The sequence below is a fragment of the Zhouia spongiae genome (genome assembly GCF_022760175.1).
Classification (GTDB): domain Bacteria; phylum Bacteroidota; class Bacteroidia; order Flavobacteriales; family Flavobacteriaceae; genus Zhouia; species Zhouia spongiae.
In genome coordinates this window covers 1,665,232-1,689,986 of sequence record NZ_CP094326.1, presented here as the reverse complement: position 1 = coordinate 1,689,986, position 24,755 = coordinate 1,665,232, and the positions used below count along the sequence as shown (strand labels likewise).

At 39.3% G+C, this 24,755-nt stretch carries 22 protein-coding genes and 1 tRNA gene; 3 read left to right on the top strand and 20 right to left on the bottom strand.

Annotated features, from left to right (window positions below; genetic code table 11):
* Positions 1–16: 16 nt before the first annotated feature.
* The 5 genes from MQE36_RS07345 to MQE36_RS07325 all read right to left on the bottom strand — a co-directional run bounded on the left by MQE36_RS07345 (position 17) and on the right by MQE36_RS07325 (position 5,424).
* Positions 17–1,369 (bottom strand): hypothetical protein, encoded by a 1,353-nt coding sequence (locus MQE36_RS07345; protein ID WP_242938516.1) that lies wholly within the window; start codon positions 1,367–1,369, stop codon positions 17–19.
* Between the two features lie 67 nt (positions 1,370–1,436).
* Positions 1,437–1,991, bottom strand: coding sequence for an LPS export ABC transporter periplasmic protein LptC (gene lptC, locus MQE36_RS07340; protein WP_278286647.1), 555 nt, complete (start codon positions 1,989–1,991; stop codon positions 1,437–1,439).
* A gap of 1 nt (position 1,992) precedes the next feature.
* The gene (locus MQE36_RS07335; protein ID WP_242938514.1) at positions 1,993–3,360 is read right to left on the bottom strand and encodes a hypothetical protein; all 1,368 of its coding nucleotides are present in this window, start codon (positions 3,358–3,360) and stop codon (positions 1,993–1,995) included.
* Between the two features lie 19 nt (positions 3,361–3,379).
* Positions 3,380–4,696 carry a BamG family beta-barrel-assembly machinery protein gene (bamG, locus tag MQE36_RS07330; protein ID WP_242938513.1) on the bottom strand — a complete coding sequence of 439 codons (1,317 nt, stop codon included), beginning with the start codon at positions 4,694–4,696 and terminating at the stop codon, positions 3,380–3,382.
* On the bottom strand, positions 4,696–5,424 hold the full coding sequence (locus MQE36_RS07325) for a type III pantothenate kinase (protein WP_242938512.1): 729 nt from the start codon (positions 5,422–5,424) through the stop codon (positions 4,696–4,698). The genes bamG and MQE36_RS07325 overlap by 1 nt, the downstream gene beginning before the upstream one ends.
* Before the next feature lie 114 nt (positions 5,425–5,538).
* Here MQE36_RS07325 and MQE36_RS07320 point away from each other — a divergent pair.
* Positions 5,539–5,614 (top strand) — tRNA-Phe (locus MQE36_RS07320).
* A 234-nt stretch (positions 5,615–5,848) separates the two neighbouring features.
* Here the strand turns inward: MQE36_RS07320 and MQE36_RS07315 are convergent.
* The 6 genes from MQE36_RS07315 to MQE36_RS07295 all read right to left on the bottom strand — a co-directional run bounded on the left by MQE36_RS07315 (position 5,849) and on the right by MQE36_RS07295 (position 10,192).
* Positions 5,849–6,718 carry a pseudouridine synthase gene (locus tag MQE36_RS07315; protein WP_242938511.1) on the bottom strand — a complete coding sequence of 290 codons (870 nt, stop codon included), beginning with the start codon at positions 6,716–6,718 and terminating at the stop codon, positions 5,849–5,851.
* A 101-nt stretch (positions 6,719–6,819) separates the two neighbouring features.
* Positions 6,820–7,725 (bottom strand): geranylgeranylglycerol-phosphate geranylgeranyltransferase, encoded by a 906-nt coding sequence (locus MQE36_RS07310; RefSeq protein ID WP_242938510.1) that lies wholly within the window; start codon positions 7,723–7,725, stop codon positions 6,820–6,822.
* 11 nt (positions 7,726–7,736) lie between these two features.
* Positions 7,737–8,675, bottom strand: a complete 939-nt coding sequence (locus tag MQE36_RS07305) for a mevalonate kinase family protein (RefSeq protein ID WP_242938509.1) — start codon at positions 8,673–8,675, stop codon at positions 7,737–7,739.
* A gap of 36 nt (positions 8,676–8,711) precedes the next feature.
* Positions 8,712–8,870, bottom strand: coding sequence for a four helix bundle protein (locus MQE36_RS17030; protein WP_341461495.1), 159 nt, complete (start codon positions 8,868–8,870; stop codon positions 8,712–8,714).
* Positions 8,871–8,874: 4 nt separating this feature from the next.
* Positions 8,875–9,060: a four helix bundle protein gene (locus MQE36_RS17025; protein WP_341461494.1), complete on the bottom strand. Its 186-nt coding sequence runs from the start codon at positions 9,058–9,060 to the stop codon at positions 8,875–8,877.
* Between the two features lie 37 nt (positions 9,061–9,097).
* On the bottom strand, positions 9,098–10,192 hold the full coding sequence (locus MQE36_RS07295; RefSeq protein WP_242938508.1) for a diphosphomevalonate decarboxylase: 1,095 nt from the start codon (positions 10,190–10,192) through the stop codon (positions 9,098–9,100).
* A 132-nt stretch (positions 10,193–10,324) separates the two neighbouring features.
* Between MQE36_RS07295 and MQE36_RS07290 the strand changes: the two genes are divergently transcribed.
* A complete protein-coding gene (locus tag MQE36_RS07290) occupies positions 10,325–10,801 on the top strand; it encodes a TspO/MBR family protein (protein WP_242938507.1) in 477 nt (158 codons plus the stop codon).
* Here the strand turns inward: MQE36_RS07290 and MQE36_RS07285 are convergent.
* Together MQE36_RS07285 and MQE36_RS07280 are read right to left on the bottom strand one after the other, a co-directional pair.
* Positions 10,798–12,003: a BaiN/RdsA family NAD(P)/FAD-dependent oxidoreductase gene (locus tag MQE36_RS07285; RefSeq protein WP_242938506.1), complete on the bottom strand. Its 1,206-nt coding sequence runs from the start codon at positions 12,001–12,003 to the stop codon at positions 10,798–10,800. The genes MQE36_RS07290 and MQE36_RS07285 overlap by 4 nt on opposite strands.
* A 28-nt stretch (positions 12,004–12,031) precedes the next feature.
* A complete protein-coding gene (locus MQE36_RS07280) occupies positions 12,032–12,814 on the bottom strand; it encodes a glycerophosphodiester phosphodiesterase (protein ID WP_242938505.1) in 783 nt (260 codons plus the stop codon).
* Positions 12,815–12,969: 155 nt separating this feature from the next.
* On the opposite strand from MQE36_RS07280, the gene MQE36_RS07275 reads away from it, so the two are divergent.
* The gene (locus MQE36_RS07275) at positions 12,970–13,380 is read left to right on the top strand and encodes a hypothetical protein (protein WP_242938504.1); all 411 of its coding nucleotides are present in this window, start codon (positions 12,970–12,972) and stop codon (positions 13,378–13,380) included.
* 106 nt (positions 13,381–13,486) lie between these two features.
* Here the strand turns inward: MQE36_RS07275 and MQE36_RS07270 are convergent, their stop codons facing one another.
* From MQE36_RS07270 to MQE36_RS07240, 7 genes are all read right to left on the bottom strand, one after another.
* Complete coding sequence (locus MQE36_RS07270; RefSeq protein WP_242938503.1) at positions 13,487–14,872, bottom strand: alpha-amylase family glycosyl hydrolase; 1,386 nt, start codon at positions 14,870–14,872, stop codon at positions 13,487–13,489.
* A 4-nt stretch (positions 14,873–14,876) separates the two neighbouring features.
* Entirely contained in the window at positions 14,877–16,712 is a 1,836-nt protein-coding gene (locus tag MQE36_RS07265; RefSeq protein ID WP_242938502.1) for a glycoside hydrolase family 13 protein, read from the bottom strand.
* Positions 16,713–16,848: 136 nt separating this feature from the next.
* Positions 16,849–18,960 (bottom strand): glycoside hydrolase family 97 protein, encoded by a 2,112-nt coding sequence (locus MQE36_RS07260; RefSeq protein WP_242938501.1) that lies wholly within the window; start codon positions 18,958–18,960, stop codon positions 16,849–16,851.
* A gap of 5 nt (positions 18,961–18,965) precedes the next feature.
* Positions 18,966–21,266 (bottom strand): glycoside hydrolase family 65 protein, encoded by a 2,301-nt coding sequence (locus tag MQE36_RS07255; RefSeq protein WP_242938500.1) that lies wholly within the window; start codon positions 21,264–21,266, stop codon positions 18,966–18,968.
* Between the two features lie 20 nt (positions 21,267–21,286).
* Positions 21,287–21,925: a beta-phosphoglucomutase gene (gene pgmB, locus MQE36_RS07250; RefSeq protein WP_242938499.1), complete on the bottom strand. Its 639-nt coding sequence runs from the start codon at positions 21,923–21,925 to the stop codon at positions 21,287–21,289.
* A 54-nt stretch (positions 21,926–21,979) separates the two neighbouring features.
* A complete protein-coding gene (locus tag MQE36_RS07245) occupies positions 21,980–23,320 on the bottom strand; it encodes an MFS transporter (RefSeq protein WP_242938498.1) in 1,341 nt (446 codons plus the stop codon).
* A 138-nt stretch (positions 23,321–23,458) separates the two neighbouring features.
* The gene (locus MQE36_RS07240) at positions 23,459–24,478 is read right to left on the bottom strand and encodes a LacI family DNA-binding transcriptional regulator (protein ID WP_242938497.1); all 1,020 of its coding nucleotides are present in this window, start codon (positions 24,476–24,478) and stop codon (positions 23,459–23,461) included.
* Positions 24,479–24,755: the final 277 nt, after the last annotated feature.

Here is a 24,755-nt window from a genome sequence, read left to right as displayed (position 1 = left end):
AAATATTACTTTCATCTTAGAGATTAGGAACCTTTACGCTCCCGCCAATCCAACAGCTAAGTGAGATCGTCTTACCTGCCATCCCCGAGTTAAATATCTCAGTTCTGGACGGAGCCAAACCTCTATATCTGGATGCCGCACTTAATGCCTTGCTTTTTACAGATGGATCCATTTGTGCCGCTCTGTCTGCTCTTTGAGCTGCTAACCAATAAACTGCCTTTTTCTCAAAAGTCGTACTACCACACTGGTTAGCACTGTTACCATACAAATACGCCTGTAAAAGATAAGCACTACCGTTAGCAGGATTCGCTTCTATCGCTTGTTGTGCATAACTGTATGATTTAGACTTGCTGGATTTGGAGTATTTAGAAGCTATTTTTAACAACAATCTCGACTTTTTAACATTATCCGTCTCTAACGATACAGCCTCATTATAATATTTTAACGCTTCTGCCGAATTTCCTTTCTTATCGTTAAGTGTTCCTAATCCATATGCAGAAGATGCAGAAGGCTCTAATTTGTGCAAAGCCTCTACTACTTTTACATAGATCTCTCCATCTGTACATTCTTTATTATCCAGCCTGTACAATGCTCGCTTCAACCAGGTAGCATCACCCTCTTTAGCTCCAAAATTCTTCTCATATAACGGAACCAGTTTATCACAATCTGCAAGATTACCTAACTTAGCATCGATACTGACCAAAATCTTCTCTAACTCAGATCCATTCTTCCTAACCGCATTCAATTTCTGCTTCTCTTTGGAAGTCAATGTCCCGGCATCCTCTTTCTCAATCAAAGAAACTGCCATTTGAGCTAGACTCAAAGCCTCTTCATCCAACCTGGCACTTACTTCGTCATAATTATCAAATACATCCTGAAGATCTCTTACTCCTTTATTATGCAGATCTACTATCACAGAAAAATACAAATACAATCCTTTAAAATTTTTAAAATTAGCCCTATCGGTTTTAAAAGCATCATCTAGAAAAGCATAAATCGTTTCATCTGTCGCCAATGCATAAGAATTCATTAGCAAACTTTTATCAGTCGCATAATCGGCCTTACCATACTTTTCTGGAAAATACTTTAAATAATCATCGTAAAAAACAAGAAGATCTGCCACAAATGCTTTTTGATCTTCACCAGTAGAATTACTTACCTTATAATTTAAAATTTTCTCCCCATAGTAAAAGGTCGCATAATTAAGGCTAGGGCATTTCTCATAGACCATTTTCCAAGGCCCAAATGCCTCGTCGTAATTTTCACCTTTTGCATAATCATAAAAAAACTGAAGATTCAATGAGCAATCCTCATTTTGAGCGTTAGCCAGAAAAAGTCCCAGGGTATAAAAAAATATAAAAAGCCTCATTTATTAATTATTTTTATTAATAAATATAGCCATTATCTCATAAAATACAATTTTTTTACTACAAACTCTATTCTTTAACGACTGCACTTCCGGTATTTTCGTGTGAATTTACTATAGAAAACTCTTTATTAAAATCAATTCCCGTACCAGACATATTAAGATCATCGCTGGTAAACGTATACTCTTTTTCGGTAAAAACCCACTCATTCTTCTGATCCCAATACAACTGGGGAGCCTCTAGTTTTTTTCCGTCATATGTTTCCAGCACTACATTTCCCTGAAGATCTACAAGACTGGTTTGCGAGTACATGATCCCGTAATCGGCGGTGACGGTACTTTTGTTATTCTGATCATCAAAAAACTCAACATAAAGCCCGTTCGGAAATTCCTGGAATTCAAATTTCTGATTTGAGAAGTCGTAATTTAACGAACTCGTCAGAATGGCTTTTACCTTCCCAGAATCAGTGTAAGTCAACTTAAAATTTTCAGCTATACCCGAAGGCACCCTTTGGGCTGTATTTATATCTTTCACGTCTTCCAGCTGACCCTGACATGAAAAAAACATTGTCACAGCGAATACTGTGACAATGCTAAAAAAATTATATCTAAATATTACTTTCATCTTAGAGATTAGGAACCTTTACGCTCCCGCCAATCCAACAGCTAAGTGAGATCGTCTTACCTGCCATCCCCGAGTTAAATATCTCAGTTCTGGACGGAGCCAAACCTCTATATCTGGATGCTGCACTTAATGCCTTGCTTTTTACAGATGGATCCATTTGTGCCGCTCTGTCTGCTCTTTGAGCTGCTAACCAATAAACTGCCTTTTTCTCAAAAGTCGTACTACCACACTGGTTAGCACTGTTACCATACAAATACGCCTGTAAAAGATAAGCACTACCGTTAGCAGGATTCGCTTCTATCGCTTGTTGTGCATAACTGTATGATTTAGACTTGCTGGATTTGGAGTATTTAGAAGCTATTTTTAACAACAATCTCGACTTTTTAACATTATCCGTCTCTAACGATACAGCCTCATTATAATATTTTAACGCTTCTGCCGAATTTCCTTTCTTATCGTTAAGTGTTCCTAATCCATATGCAGAAGATGCAGAAGGCTCTAATTTGTGCAAAGCCTCTACTACTTTTACATAGATCTCTCCATCTGTACATTCTTTATTATCCAGCCTGTACAATGCTCGCTTCAACCAGGTAGCATCACCCTCTTTAGCTCCAAAATTCTTCTCATATAACGGAACCAGTTTATCACAATCTGCAAGATTACCTAACTTAGCATCGATACTTGAAGACACTTTTTCGTATGAACCCCCATTGATTCTAACTGCTTTTAACTTTTTCTCTTCTTTTGATGTAAGCGTCCCTTCGTCTTCTTTTGCAGCAAGGGAAGTCGCTATTTTACCTAACTTTAAAGTCTCTTCATCAATTTTTTCAGTCACCTCATCATAGTTATCAAAAACGTCCTGAAGATCCTTTTTACCTTCTTCCTGAAGGTCAACTAACAAAGAAAAATATAAATAAAGTCCTTTCGGGTTGGTGAAATTTTCTCTATCTGCTTTAAATGCACCATCGAGAATGTTGTATATTTCCTCTTTAGACCCAAGGTTTTCATCTTTCATCAATAACGCCTTATCAATAGCTATATCCGCCTGATCGTATCTATCCGGAAAAAACTTGATAGAGTTGTCATACATGGCCATTAAATCCTTGATATATCCTTTCTTCTCTTCTCCCGACGCTTTTTCTATTTTATTCAGCAAGATCTTTTCGCCATAATAAAACGTTGCCCAGTTAAGGCTAGGACAGTTATCATATACCATTTTCCAGGGTTCATATGCAGCATCGTAATTCTTAACTTTTCCATGTTCTGCAAAAATTGACAGGTTTTGCGCACAATCTGGATTTTGAGCCTGAGCTCCTGCAAAACCAACGACACCCACCAGCGCCAACATTGCCATAAATTTCTTTTTCATCTCATTAAATAATTTGCGGTTAATCATACTTTCTTTTCACGAACCATCTATCATTAAATGACAGTCCTATATTTACATTGAAATAATTTTCCTGAACCCTGTTGTAAAGCGTACTTCCTCTTTTACCAAATTCTACCCCAACATTCAAGTTCGAAAACATTCCGGCAAACTGCTGAAATACATTTGTTGTCGGCACATAGCCACCCAACGGTAGACCAACTCCAAAAGTCATGCCAAAATCATGGGTAGGCATCCCATTCACCTTTAAGCCTGTTCTCCCGTTATACAATCCTGCCCTATAGACAATCCTCTTCCAATAGCCGGTAAAAGAATCGTAATCCGGGATATAATACCCTCCTACAGAAAACCGTTCTGCATTTTCATATGAAGAACGCCCAAAGTTTTCAAACTTATTGTCAAATTTACTGGTTTTTTTTAATTCAAACTCGGCACCAAGGTACCATTTTTTCCTTTCACCGATCCCTAATCCGGCAGTAAACGTCTGTGGGATAGATAAATTCAGGCTTTCCAAACCTTCAGAAGCCAGGTCTACATCCTGAACATCCCTTGGGGCTTCTTCTCCATTGTTATTGATCAAAACGGTTGCTATCTCCCTTGAGTTTTCAGAAATAAGAATCGACTCAGGAGAATACATAAAAGATGACTGCCAATACAACCTGTCATTAATCTCACCTTCATAATTGATGGCCGCCTTTACATCAAAACCTTTATACTTCGACTTACTTATTTCGCGGGTACCATATCTTATATCGTCTCTTAACCCCAAATACTTATGTTCGGTTTTCCCAAACAAATAACTCCCTGTGACCCCAACACTAAGTCCTTTGAACACCTGATATCCCATAGACAAGAACACCTTGTTCACTCCGCCATCTCCAGAATACCTGTTCAATACTGTAGGCCCGTCTTCGCTTTCTTCAAGAGTCTGCAATCTGTAACCAACAGTTGAGTACGGCTGAATACCAAACCCGAAACCAAAGTTATCGGAAACAGGCACCCCTAAAGCCAGATAATCGAAAGAGGCGGTAGATGCATTCTCGTTTGCACTGTCCGTTTTAAGCCCCAGAGAACTATAGGAAAGTCCGGCAGTGTAGGTCGTTAAACTCAATTTAGAATAAGAAGCAGGGTTTGCCAGGTTAACATGAATACTATCCGAATAGACACTAAGGCCTCCCATTGCTCTGCTTTCGGCAGTATTGTTATACTTTGCTTGTCCTACACCAAAATACGAATAAGGAGACGGACTACCATTTGTTTGTGCAAAACCAACCCCCACCATCATGAGTGTAAAGGCAACAAAAATTCTTTTTATCATTAGTCTTTATTGAGTTCTAAAATATAATTAAGTCCTTCTAGAAGGATTTTCGGATTGGCAAATATGGTATTTTTTAGTCTTTTAGACAAAAAATGTGAATCCCCTCCTGTTAAAATAACTGTTAAATCTTTAAAATTCCTTTGATATTCATCTATTGTACCATCGATTTCAAACACCATTCCGTTTAAAACTCCTGAAGCTATACTCGTTTCAGTAGAGTTTCCTATTAATTTTTCCGGACACTCGTCCGCTACAAGAGGCAGCCTCGCAGTAAACTTGTTTAAAGCTTTGAATCTCATTTTAATTCCGGGAGCAATAGCTCCCCCCAGATACTCACCGTTTGCATTCACAAAATCGTATGTAATGCATGTTCCGGAATCTATAATGAGCGTATTTTTGCTTTTACTCGTATAAAAAGCCGCAGTAACCAGTGCTACGCGATCCATCCCCAGTGTTTCAGGAGTCTTATATTTATTAATAAAAGGCACTTTTGACTTAGGTGTGAGCAGGTGAACTTTGCAAAAAACAGACAGTGCCTTAACATACACTTCCGGGCATTTTGACACTGAAGAAATGATTGCCCTGGAGGTTTCCGGGAAATTTTTAAAAATTTTTGTAATCTCTTTTAAAAAATCCTGTTCCTCTATCTTGCTTTCATAAATGACTTTTTCTCTCTGAAAAACAGCCAGTTTCATAAAAGTATTACCGGCATCGACAATCAAATTCATAGTATCGGATTAAAAATGTAAAGGTACAAAACCGATTTTTTTAAAAATTCTTTTGCAGTTATTATTTTTGCACCTATATTTGCACCCGCAAACGCAGTAATACTGCAAGCAACTGGTGCCTTAGCTCAGTTGGTAGAGCAAAGGACTGAAAATCCTTGTGTCCCTGGTTCGATTCCTGGAGGCACCACCACTAAAAGCCACAACTGATTCATTTTGAAATGGTTGTGGTTTTTTGGTTTTAAAAGGGTGTTTAAGGATCATTGGGGAGGATCATGGATCATACCCAATTGTTGTGTTTATGGCAATAAAAAATCCGGACACATGCCCGGATTTCTATTCTTTTCAATTTATGTAATTCTTAGATTTTTATCGCTCAATCAAATGCTACGGTTTGACAAAAAACATCCGAAATTCCGGCTCTTGTCTATAACATTTTCAAGTTATTCACTTCTTGTTCATTCAACCTTCTCCAGGTTCCTCTTGGCAAGTCTTTTTTGGTTAAACCGGCAAAAACAACTCTGTCCAGTTTCACCACCTCATAACCAAGGTGTTCAAAGATTCTACGGACAATCCTGTTTCTTCCGCTATGTATCTTAACTCCAACCTCACTCTTCGATGCATTTTCTATATAACTGATCTCATCTACCTGTACAGGTCCGTCCTCTAATTTCAACCCATCAGCAATTTTTCTGAGATCTTCATGCAGCAGGTTTCGGTTTAATTTTACATGATATATTTTTCGGATCCCATGCTTGGGATGTGTCAGCTTTTTGGCAAGATCCCCATCATTGGTAAACAACAACAGACCCGTAGTATTTCTGTCGAGTCTCCCCACAGGAACGATCCTTGATCTCGTAGAACCTCTCACCAAATCCATAACGGTCCTCCTTCCACGTTCATCACTTGTCGTGGTAATAAATCCTTTAGGTTTATTTAGCAGGATATACTCCTTTTTCTCCGGATTGATTATCTTACCGTCAAATTTAACCTCATCGGTGATATTCACCCTATATCCTAGTTCAGTAACAACCTCCCCGTTTACAAACACATTCCCAGAGGTAATATAGATATCCGCATCCCTTCTCGAACAAACCCCGGAGTTTGCTATATATTTATTCAAACGGACCTTACCATCATCTGGCTTATTATTCTTTAATAAAGGGGTTTTCTTTATCGGTGCATTCCCTCTAGCAAAACTTTTTTTCCTGCTCCCGCCTCTGCCGGAAGGCTTTCTGTTCTCGTTGCCTTGTCTGCCGCGAAATTTACCTTTATCAGAATTATCTTGCCTACTCATATACTCTCTATTTTTGGCAAAGATAGATGAATAATGTCAGATGTACGACATAAGATATTAGAAGTCTTTGGTTTGAAACTGAAAACCCAATTAAACAGGCTCTAGAATATCCGGTTCCACACCAGATTCATATCGATAAGCAAGATACTGAAGACCCCTGAAACGATTATAAATTTCAACAAATTATGGATCAGTACATACTGTCTTTTAGAGGTCGCCTTCCACAACATCACGACAAAACAAACCAACAAGCCCATACAACTGTAAAAAAAGATATCCATATACCCTACTTCAAACTTTGAAATCAGCAAATAGGAGGGAATTAATGTAAGTACCGTAAGGGCCGATATAAACCATTTTGAAACGCCCTCCCCGTATTTAATAGGTATCGTCTGATATCCGTATACCAAATCTCCCTTCATATTCTCCAGGTCCTTCACCATTTCCCGGATAAGAATAATCAGGAATAAGAACACCGCATGTACAAAAATGACCAGATCAAAATTTTTATAATAGATAAATACGGCAAAAAAAGGAGTAATTGCTAAAGTCGCTGAAATTATATTACCCAGGAAGGTCACCTTTTTTAATTTATGCGAATACAGCCATATTCCAAATATGTAGGCTGAAAAAAAGACAACAGCCCTGAAAGAAACATAACTTGCGATAATTACCGAAAGAAAATTAAGGATAAAATACGTTGTTAACTTAAAGCGCTGACTCACCAGCCTGTCCAACATGGTTTTCTTCGGACGGTTTATAAGATCTTTTTCTGCATCGTAAAAATTATTGATAATATATCCTGAAGCTATAGCTAAAGCTGAAGCAGCTACAATAGCGAACAGGTTGCCATCAAAAATAACTTTCCGGAGCGGTAAATGCGATGAGAAAATATAAATAGAGGCCAGATACTGGGCCAATACTATAACCCATATGTTATAGCCCCGAACTACCGAAAACAAACTCAATAACTTGAGCAAATTCATTTTTTGCTTTCGGTTTAGCATATAGCCCGTCTTTAAAAATTGTAGATCACCTCCAGCTCGTAATCTTTTAAGGCATTCTTTGCTTTTTCAAAATCTTCCGTAAAGCCCAGGATATATCCGCCTCCCCCTGAACCGCATAGTTTAAGGTAATAATCATTTGTATCTATCCCCTGTTTCCAAAGCTTATGGAATTGGGCTGGTATCATCGGTTTAAAATGATCAAAAGCCACATGAGATAATTGCTTGATATTTTTAAAAAGGGATTTAAAATCCCCTTTCAAAAAGTCATCTACACAGGCATCTGTATGTTTAACAAATTGTTCTTTTATAACTTTGCGAAACCCTTCATTCTTCATATTCTCCATAAAAATCTGTACCATCGGAGCGGTCTCACCGACCATTCCGCTATCCAGCAAAAAGACAGCACCCTTGCCATCTGTATTCTGGGACGGAATCCCCGTTGGTTCTATATCATCCTTGGAGTTGATAAGGATAGGAATACTCAGATAACTGTTTAACGGATCCAGACCGGAAGACTTTCCGTGAAAAAACGATTCCATTTTACCAAAAATCTCTTTCAGGGTTAACAGCTTCTCTCTTGTTAAGTTTTCCAGGACAGTAATTTTATTGTAAGCATACTTATCATAAATAGCCGCCACCAAAGCCCCGCTGCTTCCTACTCCATAACCCTGAGGGATACTACTGTCAAAATACATTCCGGCTGTTATATCTGCCTTCAGCTTATCGATATCAAAAGACACCTCAGGACTTTCATCCTTTTGAAGACCTTCAAGGTATGCTGCAAATTCCCTGAGGGATCTATTCGACTTTAAGGCTTCATCAGATAAATCCTCACTCGATTTCAAAGCACCATTGTAAAAATTATATGGTATAGACAAGCCTTTGGAATCTTTTATGATTCCATATTCTCCAAAGAGTAATATTTTTGAATAAAACAAAGGTCCTTTCATCGTTTCAATTAATAGTTAATAATGAAAAATGAATAATTATTTTTTTGCATTTTTCACTATAGTTACCAGCAATTTAATCAATTCTTTAGATTTACACTTAAAGTTATGAAAAGTTTCTTCAGTAATGAAATCTGTTCGATATAATAACTCTAACCAATAATCAGTTTCATTTGCTTCTTTTAGTGCTATACTCATTTTACTAATTAAAGTCAGGTTTAGATTGTGCAAATTTAGCTTCCCTAATGTTAGCTCCAATTGAAGTCCCTGACTTTAACAACTGCCTTGACATTACATATTCCTTCTCTTCAAACATTAAAGTCTTGTATAGCCTCACTACCTCTATAGCAAAATCAATACTCTTATTTTTTACAATATTATCTTTCATCTGAAAAATGATCCTAACTAAAACACCTGAATCATTTTTAATTTTTCATTAAAGAGGCTCCCAATCCAATTTGGTCGCAAATATACTGCCCGTTTTCACAATACGCAACTAACTCATTCTTAACAAACTCCAAAACCTCGTTTTTTTCATTCTCAGGATATAATAAATGAACATTAGCTCCTGCATCAAGGGTAAAACAGAGGTGCAGTTTTGTTTCCGACCTGAATTGCCAAATCTTATTTATGATATGAAGCGTGTTGGGTTTCATCAGAATAAAATACGGAAGACTTGTCATCATCATGGCATGCAATGTCAAGGCCTCACTCTCGACAATCGCTATAAAAGCCTTCTGATCTCCGGCCTGTAAAACGGTTGTTAAATCAGACAAATTCTCTGTTGCCTGTTTAAAACGCCTTTCTGCGAAAGGGTGTCCATGCATTAAATTATGGCCTACACTGCTACTCACCTGTTTTTGTCCTTTATCTACCAGTAAAATTGTATCCTGATAGTTTCGAAACACAGGGTGCAGTTCATACGAAAATTTAATTCCATACAGGTCCGAAGCTTTCAACATACAATCATTAGTCCCCCAGACAACTATTTCGCCTTCAACACTCCTACAAGCACTCCCAGACCCCAAACGAGCCAGGAATGACGCTTTTTGATTGAAGAATTCATCAGACATTTCGGGGTTTAACGACTTCTCCACACTCATTAAACACAAAGCCAATGCGCTCATACCACTCGCAGACGATGCAATTCCACTACTATGAGGAAATGAATTTGATGTATCTATAGAAAAATGATAATCCTTCAGGAAGGGCATGTACTTTTCTATCCTTTCGAAAAACTTTATTATTTTACTCCTGAATTCCGGTTTGGGTTTTCCCTCGAACAACAGGTCGAAACTAAAATATTCACCAGACTGCTCTTCCTTTCTTTTTGCATATCCGAGTGTTGTTGTGGTAGCACAATGATCAAGGGTAAAACTTATCGAAGGGTTTGCCGGTATCTGGTTTTCTTTCTTGCCCCAGTACTTTACCAGCGCAATATTGCTCGGAGATTTCCAGGTGACGGCCCCCTCTCTTAAATCGCCCGTACCTGCCGGCGAAACAAAATCGTTCTCAGTCATTAAATCTAAATTTAGGCAAAGATAACCCAAAGATATATTACATAACAATTATCATGGTTTAACTCTTTCGATCAATTTATCTTACATCAAAAATAAATTGCTATTTTAGTACACATGCTAACCCCTAACCATATGAGAAAAAGGCTTGTTCGAAATATCATTATCTGTGTGTTGGTCTGTTTACTTACCGGATTGTTTGCAAGTATGGCCACCCAATCGTCTGTAGACACCTGGTATCATAGCCTGAACAAACCTCCTTTTACACCTCCGGATTGGTTGTTTGCTCCGGTCTGGATTGTTTTATACATTCTGATGGGAATAGCAGCAGGTATTGTATGGAGCCATGGCTTCTATCACAAGTGGGTTAAAACGGCCATGTACCATTTTGTATTTCAGTTACTGTTGAATGCCATGTGGAGCATCGTCTTTTTTGGCTTTAAAAAACCTCTTTGGGGGTTTTTGGTCATACTCACATTACTCGTACTCATTGTTCTTACCATCAAATGGTTTAAAGTGGTAAACAGAAAAGCTGCCTATATGTTAATTCCGTATTTTATCTGGGTATGTTTTGCAGCCATCCTGAACTTTGAAGTATGGAGGCTCAACTAATCCGAAATAGCTTTAGCCGCAATAAAAGCACCGGTCCATGCATTCTGAAAGTTAAATCCACCCGTTACAGCGTCAATATTTAACACCTCTCCTGCAAAATAAAGGTTCTTGTGAATTTTACTTTCAAAAGTTTTAAAATTAATTTCCTTCAGGTCAATACCACCTGCTGTTACAAACTCTTCTTTAAAAGTACTTTTTCCATCAACAGTAAAAATTGCCCGGGTTAGTTGCTCTGCAATTAAAATCAATTGTTCTTTATTGATCTCAGCCCACCGCATTTTCTCAGTTACTCCGGCCACCTCCAGTACAGAAAACCAAAGCCTTTTGGGAATATCGAACGGGTTTACGCTCGACACCCGTTTTTTTCCTTCGTTCTCTTTCACTTGCCGCAACGCAACCAATGCATCATCAGTCGAAGAGTTATATAGCCAGTTGATTTTAACTTTAAATTTATAATCCAATCTGTTTAAGTCTCTTGCTCCCCATGCGGAGAGCTTTAAAATGGCCGGCCCGCTCAATCCCCAATGCGTAATCAGTACCGGGCCTTCCGTATTCAGGTTCGTATTTAAGACTTTTACACTCGCTATCGTACTTAAACCGGGAAGGTCTCTGATCCTCCTGTCCGAAATATTAAATGTGAACAACGATGGTACCGGAGGAATAATGGTATGCCCCAAGGCTTGCACCAGCTTCCATACCTTCGGGCTGCTGCCCGTTGCAACAAGTAATTTTTTTCCTTTGAAAATTCCCTTTCCGGTTGTTAACTGCCATACATCCGAATACGATATTTCTTTTACCGCATGCCCCGTTAAAACATCTATACCGTACCTCCTTGTTGTCTTTAAAAAACAATCAATAATGGTCTCCGAAGAATCTGTAACCGGAAACATCCGTCCATCTTCCTCTACCTTTAAAGCGACGCCTTTTTCTTCAAAAAAGGCAATGGTATCACCACTGCAAAAAGTATGAAACGGACCTTTGAGCTCTCTTTCCCCTCTGGGATAGTATTTAGCTAATTCATTGGGCATAAATTCAGCATGCGTTACATTGCAACGCCCTCCCCCGGAAACCCTGACCTTGGTCAGGACTTCTTTTCCTTTTTCTAAAATCGCTATCTTAAGTTCAGGATTTGCTTCCGCAATATGTATAGCAGCAAAAAAGCCGGCAGCTCCACCTCCTACAATTAACACATCGTAATTCATAAAGGCAAAGATATGGCAATAAGAATAATTAAAGTACAGGTTCCAGAACCTCCTGATCTTGTTTTACCCTGTCAGGATAGTCGGAGATAATTCCATCTACCTCAAAATCTTTCATTTCCCGGATATCTGCGGCTTCATTTACTGTCCACGGATAAATCTTAAAGCCGTTGTTCCTGATAATCTCCACATTAAGCGCTGTAAGGCTTTTATAATTCGGATTAATAGCCTCAGCTTTCAGTGTATTTGCAACCTCAAGCGCATCTAAAGGGTTCTTTGATATCAAAACAGCGATCGGTATTTTATTATTCAGCTCACGTATCTTTTTAAGTTCATCCCACTTAAAACTGCTGATAATAAAACTACCATATGCCCAGCCTCCATTATTTATACAATCTGAAACAATCTTATGAACCCCTCTCGCAGTACCGGCGCCTTTCAGCTCAATATTGAGGCGAACTCTATTATCGATGACGTCGAGAACCTCGCCTAGTTGGGGTATCCTGCTTCCGTTTTCCAGCCGTATGTCCTCAAGTTCTGCCAGCGTCAGTTCTTCTATATTAAGATCTGTTCCGGCAAGTCTTTTTAGGTTGGCATCGTGAAAAACAACGATCTCACCACTTTTTATCTTAAAAACATCTATCTCGATGGCGTCAACACCTAATTCAATCGCCTTTTTAATAGATGGTATTGTATTCTCTGTTTCGTAACCGGCAGCTCCCCGGTGCCCTATTACAAGCGGATGCTTTTTTTCCATGCAACTAACAACAAACAGTGAGATCATCACTGAACAAACAATACTTATTTTTTTCATGCCGAACTTTATATCTTCTTTCTATCATCTTCAGCTTCAATAATTTCAGCCTGCAAATTTAATATTAAATCCGATTAAAAAGTTAGGGTTGTGTTAATTGATTATAAAAAAAACGTATTTTTAAAAAACATTAACCTGTTAAAAACAAATCGATTATGTTTTCAAAGACCAACTTACTGGCAACCGTAATTGCTACGGTTGTTTTCTTCTTTTTAGGGTATGCTGTTTGGGGTTTTGCTCTTGCCGGATATTTCGAAGAGCATGCTACAAATAATATCATGAGAGAAATGCCCAACATGGGTACACTTGCACTTTCTAACCTCATTATGTCATTTGCAATGAGTACCCTCTATGGAAAATGGGGCTCCGGGAATTACAGTGCTTCCAGCGGATTTTCATTTGGAGCCTGGATCGGTATTTTTGTAGGCTTTGGCCTCGGACTGTTATGGTACTCAACATCCGATCTAATGGATATGACCGGAACCATCACCGAAGCTGTTGTAGATATTCTCTTCTACGGAATTATCGGTGCAGTTATCGGATTGGTATATCAAAAAACTTCATAAGAAGCAGAAGCCGTCTAAAAAGTCTTTATAATAACTGAATGTATGGTTGAGCCCTTCGGTGATCACTGCTGACAATCAGATAGTACTTTTCAGACGGCTCTTTTACTTATTCCTGAACAAGAATCAAATATTCCCAAGGCTGGAGTTCATATTCGATCTCAGCTTTTAACTCTACATCATCATCTGTCATATAGTTCTTAAATTTTCCGCTATAATCTATTGATGCCTTTACATCCTCTCCCGACAGATTAGCTATAAAAATTAGTTTATTTTCACCTGAAAACCTTTCAAAAGCCAGCAATGCAGTGTCTTCTGAAGTTGTGATCCGCTTGTAAGCTGCTGCTTTCTTCCCTCCTTTAAGAGCCGGATGGTTGTTTTTTAAAGCACCCATTTTCCGATAGAAAGGATAAAACCTACCCTTCTTCTTTACAATTGTATCTTTTTCAAAAAACAGTAGTCTTTTATTCATATCGTATTCCTGTCCGCTATAGATCAAAGGCATTCCCGGGATGCAATAAGACATGGCTGCAAAAGTTTCCGCAGCATCTCCCATTCTTTCAAACACAGTTCCATTCCACGAGTTTTCATCATGGTTAGACGTGAAATTCATAAATATATCGTCATCCTCCAATAGTGTGTCATTTTTCTTCATATAGTGATCCCAGGCTTTTACATTCTTCTTTTCCCGGGCTATTTCATTCATAATATGATGCCCTTCCCAGGCATACTGCATGTCAAAAGCATTTTTTAAAAGTTCAGGCTGTTCTGCCTCCGCCAGCATGAACACCGGTTTTACTGCCCTGATTTCCTTTATGGCATCTTCCCAGAAGTCTACAGGCACCTGGTGCGCTACATCACAACGAAAACCATCGACATTTTCTTCTTTTACCCAGTACAACATTTCTTCTATCATCTCTTTTCTCATCTCCGGGTTATCATAACTGAGGTCAGCAACGTCTGTCCACCCCCATGATTCTCCCGTTTCCGGATTGAGCGGGTCTACAATATTACCCTTTTCATCTTGTGTATAATATTCCGGATGTTCTTTGATCCACACATGGTCCCAGCCGGTATGGTTTGCCACCCAATCTAAAATCACATAGATTCCATTGTCATGTGCCGTTTTTACCAGGTTTCTGAAATCATCTACCGTTCCAAACTCAGGATTCACACTGGTATAATCGGTTATAGCATAATAGCTGCCCAGCGAACCTTTGCTTTTGGTGCCGGATATCGGATACACGGGCATTAACCAAATGACCTTTACGCCTAATTCTTTTAATTGAGGAATGTCTTTTGTAAAAGCATTAAACGATCCTTCTTCAGAATACTGGCGAATATTGGCTTCATAGATTACTCCTTCTTCCAAAACATCATCAGAAATTGGCTTATAAGCACTCTTTTCTTCAAACTCGGCCGTATCCTTTTTAGGCTCATTTTTACAGGCTCCTAAAACAGCTGCTGCCATTAGGGCAATACATATTTTCTTCATCTGTTTATTTTTTAAGTTCAATAATATAACTTGTTTTTGCAGGCACTCCAAGTGTTGAATCCAAACCTGTCTCCCTTCCTGAAAGAACTTCTTCCCCTTTAGAAAATCCGCCCAGGTTTTCAGCAAAACGGTCAAGTTTTATAGTTTGAGCTGCTGGATTATTATTAACAATCACCATTACCGCCCTGTCTTTATCATGCCTGAAAAACACATACACTTCATTTTCCGGAATATACTGAGTGGTTTCACCGGAGTGTATTACTTCAGCTCCTTTCCTCCAGTTAAAAAGCTTTGATGTAAAATCGAAATATTCATTTTGCAGATCTGTTCTACCCGATGCTGTAAAAGCATTATTTTCATCATTTGCCCACCCTCCGGGAAAATCACGTCTGATGTCTCCATCGCCTTTACTTTTATTGCCTTTCATTCCAATTTCGCTTCCGTAATAAATCTGAGGCATTCCCCGAACGGTTGCTATCAAAGTCATTATCAGTTTATAATCTTTAAGGTCCGGATACAGTTCATTGATCCGGGCTGTATCGTGATTCTCAGCAAAGACCAACAGTTTGTTAACATCAGGATATAAAAAGTCATTCACAAAATTTTCGTACACCTGAATCATCCCTTTGTCCCATGTAGGGTTCTTTTCTTTGAATACTACTGTAACAGCGTCGTGTAAAGTGAAATCCATTACACTTGGCAGGTAAGAGTTGTAATTCTGGATAGCCCCTATTTTACTGTCCTTCTGCCAATACGCCATCTGGGCCTGATCGTGCATCCATACCTCGCCAACAATGTTAAAATGTGGATACTCATCCATAATTGCCTTAGTCCATAAGGCGATCGCCTCTTTATCATTATAGGAGTAAGTATCGACCCTGAACCCATCCAGATCTGCGAATTCGATCCACCAGACAGCATTTTGAATAAGATAATTCAACACTAATGGATTCTGTTGATTTAAATCAGGCATCGATTGTACAAACCAACCATCCATACAATACCGCCGGTCTCTTCCGGAGGCATTAGGATCCATTTGGGTCGTCATCCGGTAATTAGTTTGCGCATAGCCCGGAAACTGGTGTATCCAATCGTAAGCCGGTAAATCTTTAATCATCCAGTGCTCCAGCCCCCAATGATTGGTAACATAATCCATTAGCAGTTTCATATCACGCTTATGAAGTTCTTCAGAGAGCCTTTGATAATCCTTATTAGTCCCATATCGCGGATCTATTCGATACACATCACTTTGCGCATAGGTGTGATACGAATATTTTTTGTCATTATCCTCGCATAATGGGGTGCTCCAGACGGCGGTTGCCCCCAAAGCTTCAATATGATCTAAATGATCTATTATTCCCTGTATATCTCCTCCATGTCGTCCTCCTTCAAAATTCCTGTTTACTTTTTCTGTTAATTCCGGATGTGAATCATTCGCCGGATTACCATTAGCAAAACGATCAGGCATCAGTAAATATATAACATCTGATGCATCAAATCCTTTTCTGATGTTAGAACCCGGGGTTCTTTTTTTTAATTCATAGGCATGAGTAAATACCGTTCGCTTCCCTTTTTTAAAATCAATGTTGTAAGTACCCGGATCCAGACCTTCTGTATCAACAGTTATAAAAACATAGTTAGGGTTTTCGGTTTTGGTAATACCGGTAATCACAGCATTTTTAACCTCAGGAGTGTATCGGGCAATTTCATCGCCATATACCATGATCTGAAGTTTACTGTGATTCATACCCGACCACCAAAAAGGCGGTTCTATTTTATCTATTTGCGCGCTTATTGCCAAAGGCAATAGCAGCATAAAAAGTTGAAGAATTCTGTTCATATTGCATTATATTATATGTAACCCAAACCGCAGTCAGTTAAGTCCGGTCGAGAACTAGCTGATTTTCGTATTTAAACCGGATTTCGGCTTTAGTTTATCTGAGCGTTCAACCTGACAGCAGGCAACACTTAAAGTTTTATTCATTTTCAATAATACTGATAGCATATCCGCCTCCGGGGGCAGAGTCCAGGCTCAATTTCGATTTTCCGGTTACCTTTTTGGTACTGATTGTATAAGCTTGAGGATTGGTCTTGTAATGAGCATCTTTTGCATCGGCATATATGGTTGCCGTATATTTCTTTCCTCGCTCCAGAAAATCCAAACTTATTTTAGACGTTCTTTTATCAAGTCCATTCACGTTCCCTACAAACCAATTGTCAGTCCCTTTTGCTTTACGTGCTACAGTGATATACCTACCGGGTTCGGCTTCCAGGTATTTACTGTCATCCCAATCAATCGCAACATCTTTAATAAACTGAAAAGCATCGGGAAACCGATTATAATTTTCAGGCAAATCGGCAGCCATCTGTAACGGACTGTATATGGTAACATAAAGTGCCAATTGATTAGCGATTGTAGCATTTACACGAGAGTTATTATTGGGATTGAGCTTTGAAATATCCATTTCGAAAATTCCCGGTGTATAATCCATAGGGCCACCTATTAAACGTGTAAATGGCAATATCGTAACATGGTTCGGTTTAGAGCCTCCAAATGCCTGAAACTCTGTCCCCCTGGCCGACTCATTCCCTATCAAATTCGGATAAGTCCTGCAAATTCCGGTAGGTCGGACAGCCTCATGTGCATTTACCATAACCTGATAGTCAGCAGCCTTTTCCAATGCATATTGATAGTGGTTAATTATCCACTGACTGTAATGATGTTCGCCCCTGGGTATAATATCTCCTACATATCCACTTTTTACAGCCGGATAATCATATTTTTTCATGAACTGATAAGCTGTATCCAAATGACGTTCGTAATTTCGAACCGAACCGGAAGTTTCGTGATGCATTATCATTTTTACCCCTTTAGATTTTGCGTAGGTATGGATTGCTTCCACATCAAAATCAGGATAAGGTGTTACAAAGTCAAATACGTAATCTTTAGATTTTCCAAACCAGTCTTCCCATCCTTCATTCCATCCCTCTACCAGAACACCGTCGAAACCATGCAGGGCGGCAAAGTCGATATACTCCTTTACGTGAGCTGTATTAGCTGCATGTATCCCATTTGGCCTTGCTTTTTTATAATCCGTTTTCCCAAGCTCTACCGACGGGAAATCGTCGGTATAGGACCACGAGCTTTTCCCTGTGATCATTTCCCACCAGACGCCTACATATTTCATGGGTTTGATCCACGCAGGGTCTTTTATTTTACTCGGTTCGTTCAAATTCAGGGTCATTTTCGAAGCCAGAATACCTCTTGCATCATCACTGACCATAACTGTTCTCCACGGGCTCACACACGGAGCCTGCATATAGCCTTTATCACCTTGAGCATCGGGAGTTAACCAGGATTCAAAAACAAATTTCTTATCATCGAGGTTCAAATTCATCAGTGAGTAGTCAATCAAGGCTGCTTCATGCAGGTTGATATACAAACCTTCATCCGTTTTCATCATCAAGGCAGTTTGCACTCCTGTTTTAGAAAACTGTTCCTGCGAGGCATTATCTGTCAGAGCGGTATCGAACAGTTCGCTAATTTCTGAAAGTCTCGACTCGGTATAATCGTATTCCTGGCTATCGTAATCGCCTGGAATCCAGAAAGCCTTATGATTTCCGGTCATGGCAAATTGAGTTCGCTCTTCTTTGATCACGAAATATACAAGGTTTTTTTGCCTGGGAAATTCATAGCGAAATCCCAGCCCATCATCGAAGAGCCTAAAACGGACTACCATTACCCGCTCTGTTTCCTTTTGCAACAATGTAACGACCAGTTCATTATAGTAATTCCTGATCTCGGCTACCTCACCCCAGACCGGCTTCCAGGTTTCATCACATGTACCGGTATTGGTTTCCACAACCTTAAAACCGTCCAGCAATGGTCTTTTATCATCTTTCAGCTCAAAACCAAGTCTGCTCGGTTTTATAACCTGACGTTCTTTATATAATAATTCATAGGCCGGCATTCCTTTTTCCCTTATGGAAAAGATCATTTTCAGCTTGCCATCAGGAGACACCAATTCCTGGCTGGTTGATAATGTCGTTCCGAGCAGTATAAAAAATACAAAAATTAACTTTTTCATTGAACTCATGGTTTAACTACTGGTTGTAATTCTATTTTCTCACCATTCAACATAACGGCCAATCCTTGGGTGCCATCGGTCGTAATAGAGGTCTTTTCATGAGAAACTTCCACTTTAAGAATATGTCCTCTGTAATTCACCTTAAAAGAGTATCCTTTCCATTGTTCGGGTATTTTAGGTTCGAAAGAAAGCATTCCGTTTTTTACTCTCATATTCCCAAAACCTTCCACTATACTCATCCAGGTACCGGCCATAGAAGTTATATGAAGTCCTTCGTGAACTTCCTTGTTGTAATCATCCAAATCTAATCGCGATGTTCTTAAATAGAATTCATAGGCCTGGTCCATTCTTCCCAGAACAGCCGCCTGAATACTATGTACGCAAGGCGACAAAGAAGATTCATGTACAGTGAAGGGTTCGTAATAATCAAAATGGCGTTCCAGTTCTTCTTTTGTAAACTGATCTTCAAAGAAATAAAAACCCTGTAAAACATCAGCCTGTTTAATATAAGGAGAACGGAGAATCCGATCCCAAGACCACTTTTGATTAATCGGTCGTTGTTCTTTCGGAAGGTGCGCTACGGTTTTTAAATCCTTATCCAGAAACCCGTCTTGCTGAAGGTATACCTGATACTTCCCTGAATATGGAAAATACATGTTTTCTGCTACCTGAAGCCATGTTTTTATTTCTTCATCAGACAGGTTGGTAACTGATATTATACGCTTATAATCGCCGGTATATTCTTTCCTAACTTTCGCAATGTGTTCTGCTGCAAACCGGATGCACCATTGAGCCAGATAATTGGTATACCAGTTATTATTCACATTATTTTCATATTCATTAGGCCCGGTAACCCCCAGGATGACATACTTGCCCTTGTCGGCCGAAAAATGCACTCTTTGGTGCCAGAAACGCGCAACCCCGATCATCACTTCCAATCCCATTTCCGGAATATAACTGTAATCGCCGGTATATCTCAGGTAATTACAGATGGCAAATACGATAGCCCCATTACGGTGAATCTCTTCAAAGGTAATTTCCCATTCGTTATGACATTCTTCACCGTTCATCGTAACCATAGGATATAGCGCAGCCCCGTTGACAAAACCAAGTTTTGTTGCATTTTCTATAGCTTTGTCTAATTGATTATATCGGTATTTCAGTAAACTTCTGGCTACCTTCTGATTCTTTGTAGCCATGTAAAACGGGATGCAATACGCCTCCGTATCCCAATAGGTACTCCCCCCGTATTTCTCTCCGGTAAAACCTTTTGGCCCGATGTTCAGCCTGTCGTCTTTTCCTAAATAGGTTTGATTTAACTGAAAGATATTAAAACGGATTCCCTGTTGTGCCTTTACATCTCCTTCTATCGTTATATCTGCCATTTCCCATATCGATGCCCAGGCTTGCTTTTGCTTTTGCAACAAAGCCTCAAAACCATAAGTTACCGCTTTTGTCGATATTTTCTCAGCTTCCCTCACCAGCCGGTCTTTATCATGGTTCATCGACGAAACATAACCGGCATATTTATACAAAGTGGCTGTAGCTCCTTTTCGGACATCCAGTTGGTATTCATGACTTATGTATGTTGAAGATCGCGTTTCTTTATTAGAAACACTTTGCGGCTGACCATCTACCTCCAGTACATTCTCCATAAAGGTCCCTACATAAAAATGCGTTTTTAAAGTCCGTGCCACAATAACCGCCTTGTTATCGTCATTCTGAATATCCAGTGTTTCCCAGAATTTTTCTTCCCAGTTCGTATCGTGATTTTCAATACCGCTATCCAGATAAGGCTTGAAAATTATATTCACATCCCTGTTAACAGGCTTTACCGAATATTTTATGGCTCCTAATTCGTCTATATCCAGGCTTAAGAAGCGTAGTGCAGCAACCTCTATCTCAACATCATTTTGCATGACAGCTCTGAAAGACCGCCGGTACCAGCCTTCTTTCATATTCAATTCGCGACGGTAGTCACGAATTTCCTTACAGACGTTAAGGTCTAATGCTTCTCCGTTTACATAGACATTAATCCCTATCCAGTTAGGGGCATTCAGCACCTTGGCAAAATATTCAGGGTATCCGTTTTTCCACCATCCTACTTTAGTTTTATCCGGGTAATACACTCCCGCTATATAACTTCCCTGAAAGGTCTGGCCGGAGTAATGTTCTTCAAAATTGGCACGCTGCCCCATGGCTCCGTTTCCTATGCTGAACAAACTCTCCGAAGACCTTACTCTTTCTGCTTCAAACCCTTCCTCTATGATAGACCAGCTATTTGGTATTATATAATCTTGATTCATTTTCTTTTCTGTTGAAATTCTTAAAATAGATTGTCTTTGATTTCCAGGAAGTCGGCAAACACATAATCTGCATTTCCTAAAACCCCTGTATCTCCTAACCCTACTGATGTCATATTTGCTGCATTCGCCGCATCGATTCCGGCTTCAGAATCTTCAAAAACCACACAGGCAGTATCTTCTATCCCTATTTTTTTTGCTGCTATCAGGAACACTTCAGGATCCGGCTTGGCCTTTGTTACACTATTTCCGTCAACAATAGCATCAAACATATCGTATAGCCCTACTTTCTTTAATATCATAGGCGCATTTTTACTCGCAGAGCCTAAAGCGACCGGATAACCGATTTCTTTTAATAATTTGATATACTGATAAACTCCCGGCAGTATATCTGCAGAAGTCATTTGTTCTACAAAAGAGAGGTAATATTCATTTTTTTCGACGGCCAGCCTGTCGAATTCCTCTTCTGATACCGACTTTCCTGCCCAGTCCAGTATTTTATTAAGCGAATCTACCCTGCTCACCCCTTTTAGCTTTTCATTCAATTCAGGTGTCAGCACAAATTCAAGTTCGTCAGCAGTACGTTTCCATGCTAAAAAATGAAAACGCGCCGTATCGACAATAACACCATCTAAATCGAATATGTATCCTTTGTTTTTCATTATTCCTTTTCTAAAACAGATTTTTGATTTATATATATTTCCTTTGAAAGAAGATCAGGCTTTTACCACATCGTCAACATCTACTACACGCGCTACTAATAATGCCGCGATCAGAAAAGACACTCCACTGGTAATTATAGCATAAATGGGATCTCCTCCATAGAAGTATCTGACAACCGGTCCGCCTATAAGCGCATTGATAATCTGGGGAATGACGATAAAGAAATTAAATATCCCCATGTAGACCCCCATTTTTCTGGGTGGGATCGAACCGGCCAGGATAGCATATGGCATCGCTAAAATACTTGCCCAGGCAATACCTACCCCCACCATCGATAATAACAACCAGTTTTCATTCGGTGCAAAGTAAACCGATATCAATCCGACACCACCTATCAGAAGTGAAATGGCGTGTGTTCTTTTCCTTCCTAATTTCAAGGCAATAGCAGGCAGAAAAAATGCAAAAACGGCTGAAACTGCATTATAAACCCCGAAAAGTACTCCAACCCAATCGCCCGCATCCTGATAGGTTGCACTACTGGTATCATTTATATTCAGTCCATATACATGATGCGCAATAGCCGGCGTACTGAATACCCACATACCAAAAAGGCCGAACCACGAAAAGAACTGTACCCAGGACAACTGCTTCATGGTTAACGGCATCTTTCTGAAGTCGGTAAAAATAGCTAATAAGCCCGCCCCTTTTTCTACAGGATCTTGTTCAGAATTATCAAATTGCTCTAATGCTTCTGGTGTATACTCTTTAGTTGTAAAGACGGTTATCAAAATACTGATCGTTAAAATAACAGCGCCAGCCACAAAAGAGATCAAAAGATTTAACGGGACTTTGCCGGTTTCTGCCTGATTAGAAATGCCCATCCAATTCGTTAACACATAGGGCAACCACGAGCCGATAACAGCTCCAAAACCAATTAAAACAGTTTGTATACTAAAACCCAGTGTTCTTTGATCGGATGGAAGGTTATCCGCCACAAGAGCCCTGAAAGGCTCCATCGCAATGTTAAAGGAAGCATCCATAATCATCAACATCCCTGCGCCAACCCATAAAGCCGGCATAAATGCGGTGAACATATCTGCATTGGGCATGAGTACCAGACCAAGTGACGCTAAAACAGCACCTGCTAAAAAGTAGGGCCGCCTCCGTCCCAGTTTGGTCCAGGTCTTGTCGCTGTAATAACCTATGATCGGTTGTACAATCAAACCTGTTAAAGGGGCAACGATCCAGAACCATGAAAGTTCATGAACATCAGCTCCAAAAATTTGAAGAATTCTACTGGCATTAGCATTTTGAAGTGCAAAACCCATTTGGATTCCGAGGAAACCGAAACTCATATTCCAGATTTCCAAGAAACTTAACCTACGCTTTTTCATTATCGTAATTTACTGATTACTAATACGATAAGCGCTATGACTTATCAAAACTTTATATAGGGTGAGAAGTAAAAATATAAGTTTTGACAGCTGCTAATATAGTGTTTTTTTGAAACTTAACACTTTTTTCCGTGAATTTTAAACCGGATTGGTCGATTCCCGTTCTATTAATGATGTCTTTATAACTTCAGTCCTGTAGTGCGAATCATCTTCTATGCCGTCCAGTTTGTCTATCAACAATTTAGCCGACACCTCTCCTATCTCGAAGCCATGTTGATTGACTGTTGTTAATCGCGGGAAAGAATTTTGAGCCAGGATACCATCCGAAAAAGCTACAACCGAAAGCTGCCTGGGAACATCTATATTCCTTTTTCTGGCTTCACGCAACGCTACCACAGCAAAATATTCATTAACACAAAGCAATCCATCGAAAAGCTGTGTCCTGAACAATTCAAAAATTTGCTTTTCACAATCGGCATCTTCCGTTCTGACAATAAGGTTTTCTTCTACAGAGATACCGGCATCCACCAAAGCATTCTTATAGCCTAATGTCCTGTAACTTCCAACACTTAAATACTCATGGGTTGTTACAATTGCAATTCTTTTACATCCGGACCTGATCATATGCCTTACCGCGTTATAGGCTCCACGCCCGTCATCTACCACTACCTTATCACAATAAATCTCATCAGTAACCCTGTCGAACATTACGAGCGGCATCCCCTGATTGATCACCTCCCTTAGATGGTGATAATCCTTTTTTTGCTGGGTTCCTTTGGACAATGAAATGATAAAACCGTCTATACTCCCGTTCGCAAGTGTTTCCATATTGATGACCTCCTTTTCAAAATCTTCATTCGAAAGGCATACGATGACATTATAACCTCTTTGATTCGCATGCTTTTCTATCCCGCTGATCACCTTTGTAAAAAAATGATGTACGATTTCGGGGATAATAACTGCAATGTTCTTCGTCTTTCTGTTCTGAAGGCTCACAGCTATGTTATTGGGCTTATAGTTATAGAGCCTGGCAAAGGCCTTCACCTTATCTATAGTATCCTGACCAATTTCGGGACTGTCCTTCAAGGCCTTAGAAACTGTAGAAACAGAGACGTCTAACTCTCTGGCTATTTGTTTTAACGTGATCTTTTTTTTCATAAACACAAACAGAATTCCACCAAATATACAACATAAAACAACATTGATTTCCTCTCTTGCTTTTAACAAAAATGTAAAACCCATGATCAGAATATCCCTGAATACCCCTCTTAATTTTATTGATCTGATAATTTCGTATCTTATCTATTATCATATTCTGATTTGACGAAAAGTTTTTAACACTCTAACGTTTTCGTAAGAGTATCGGAGGTATGTTATGATTTCTTGACTGTTTTTTTACATAGTTTTAACATTGAGAAGTAAAAATATAAACAAA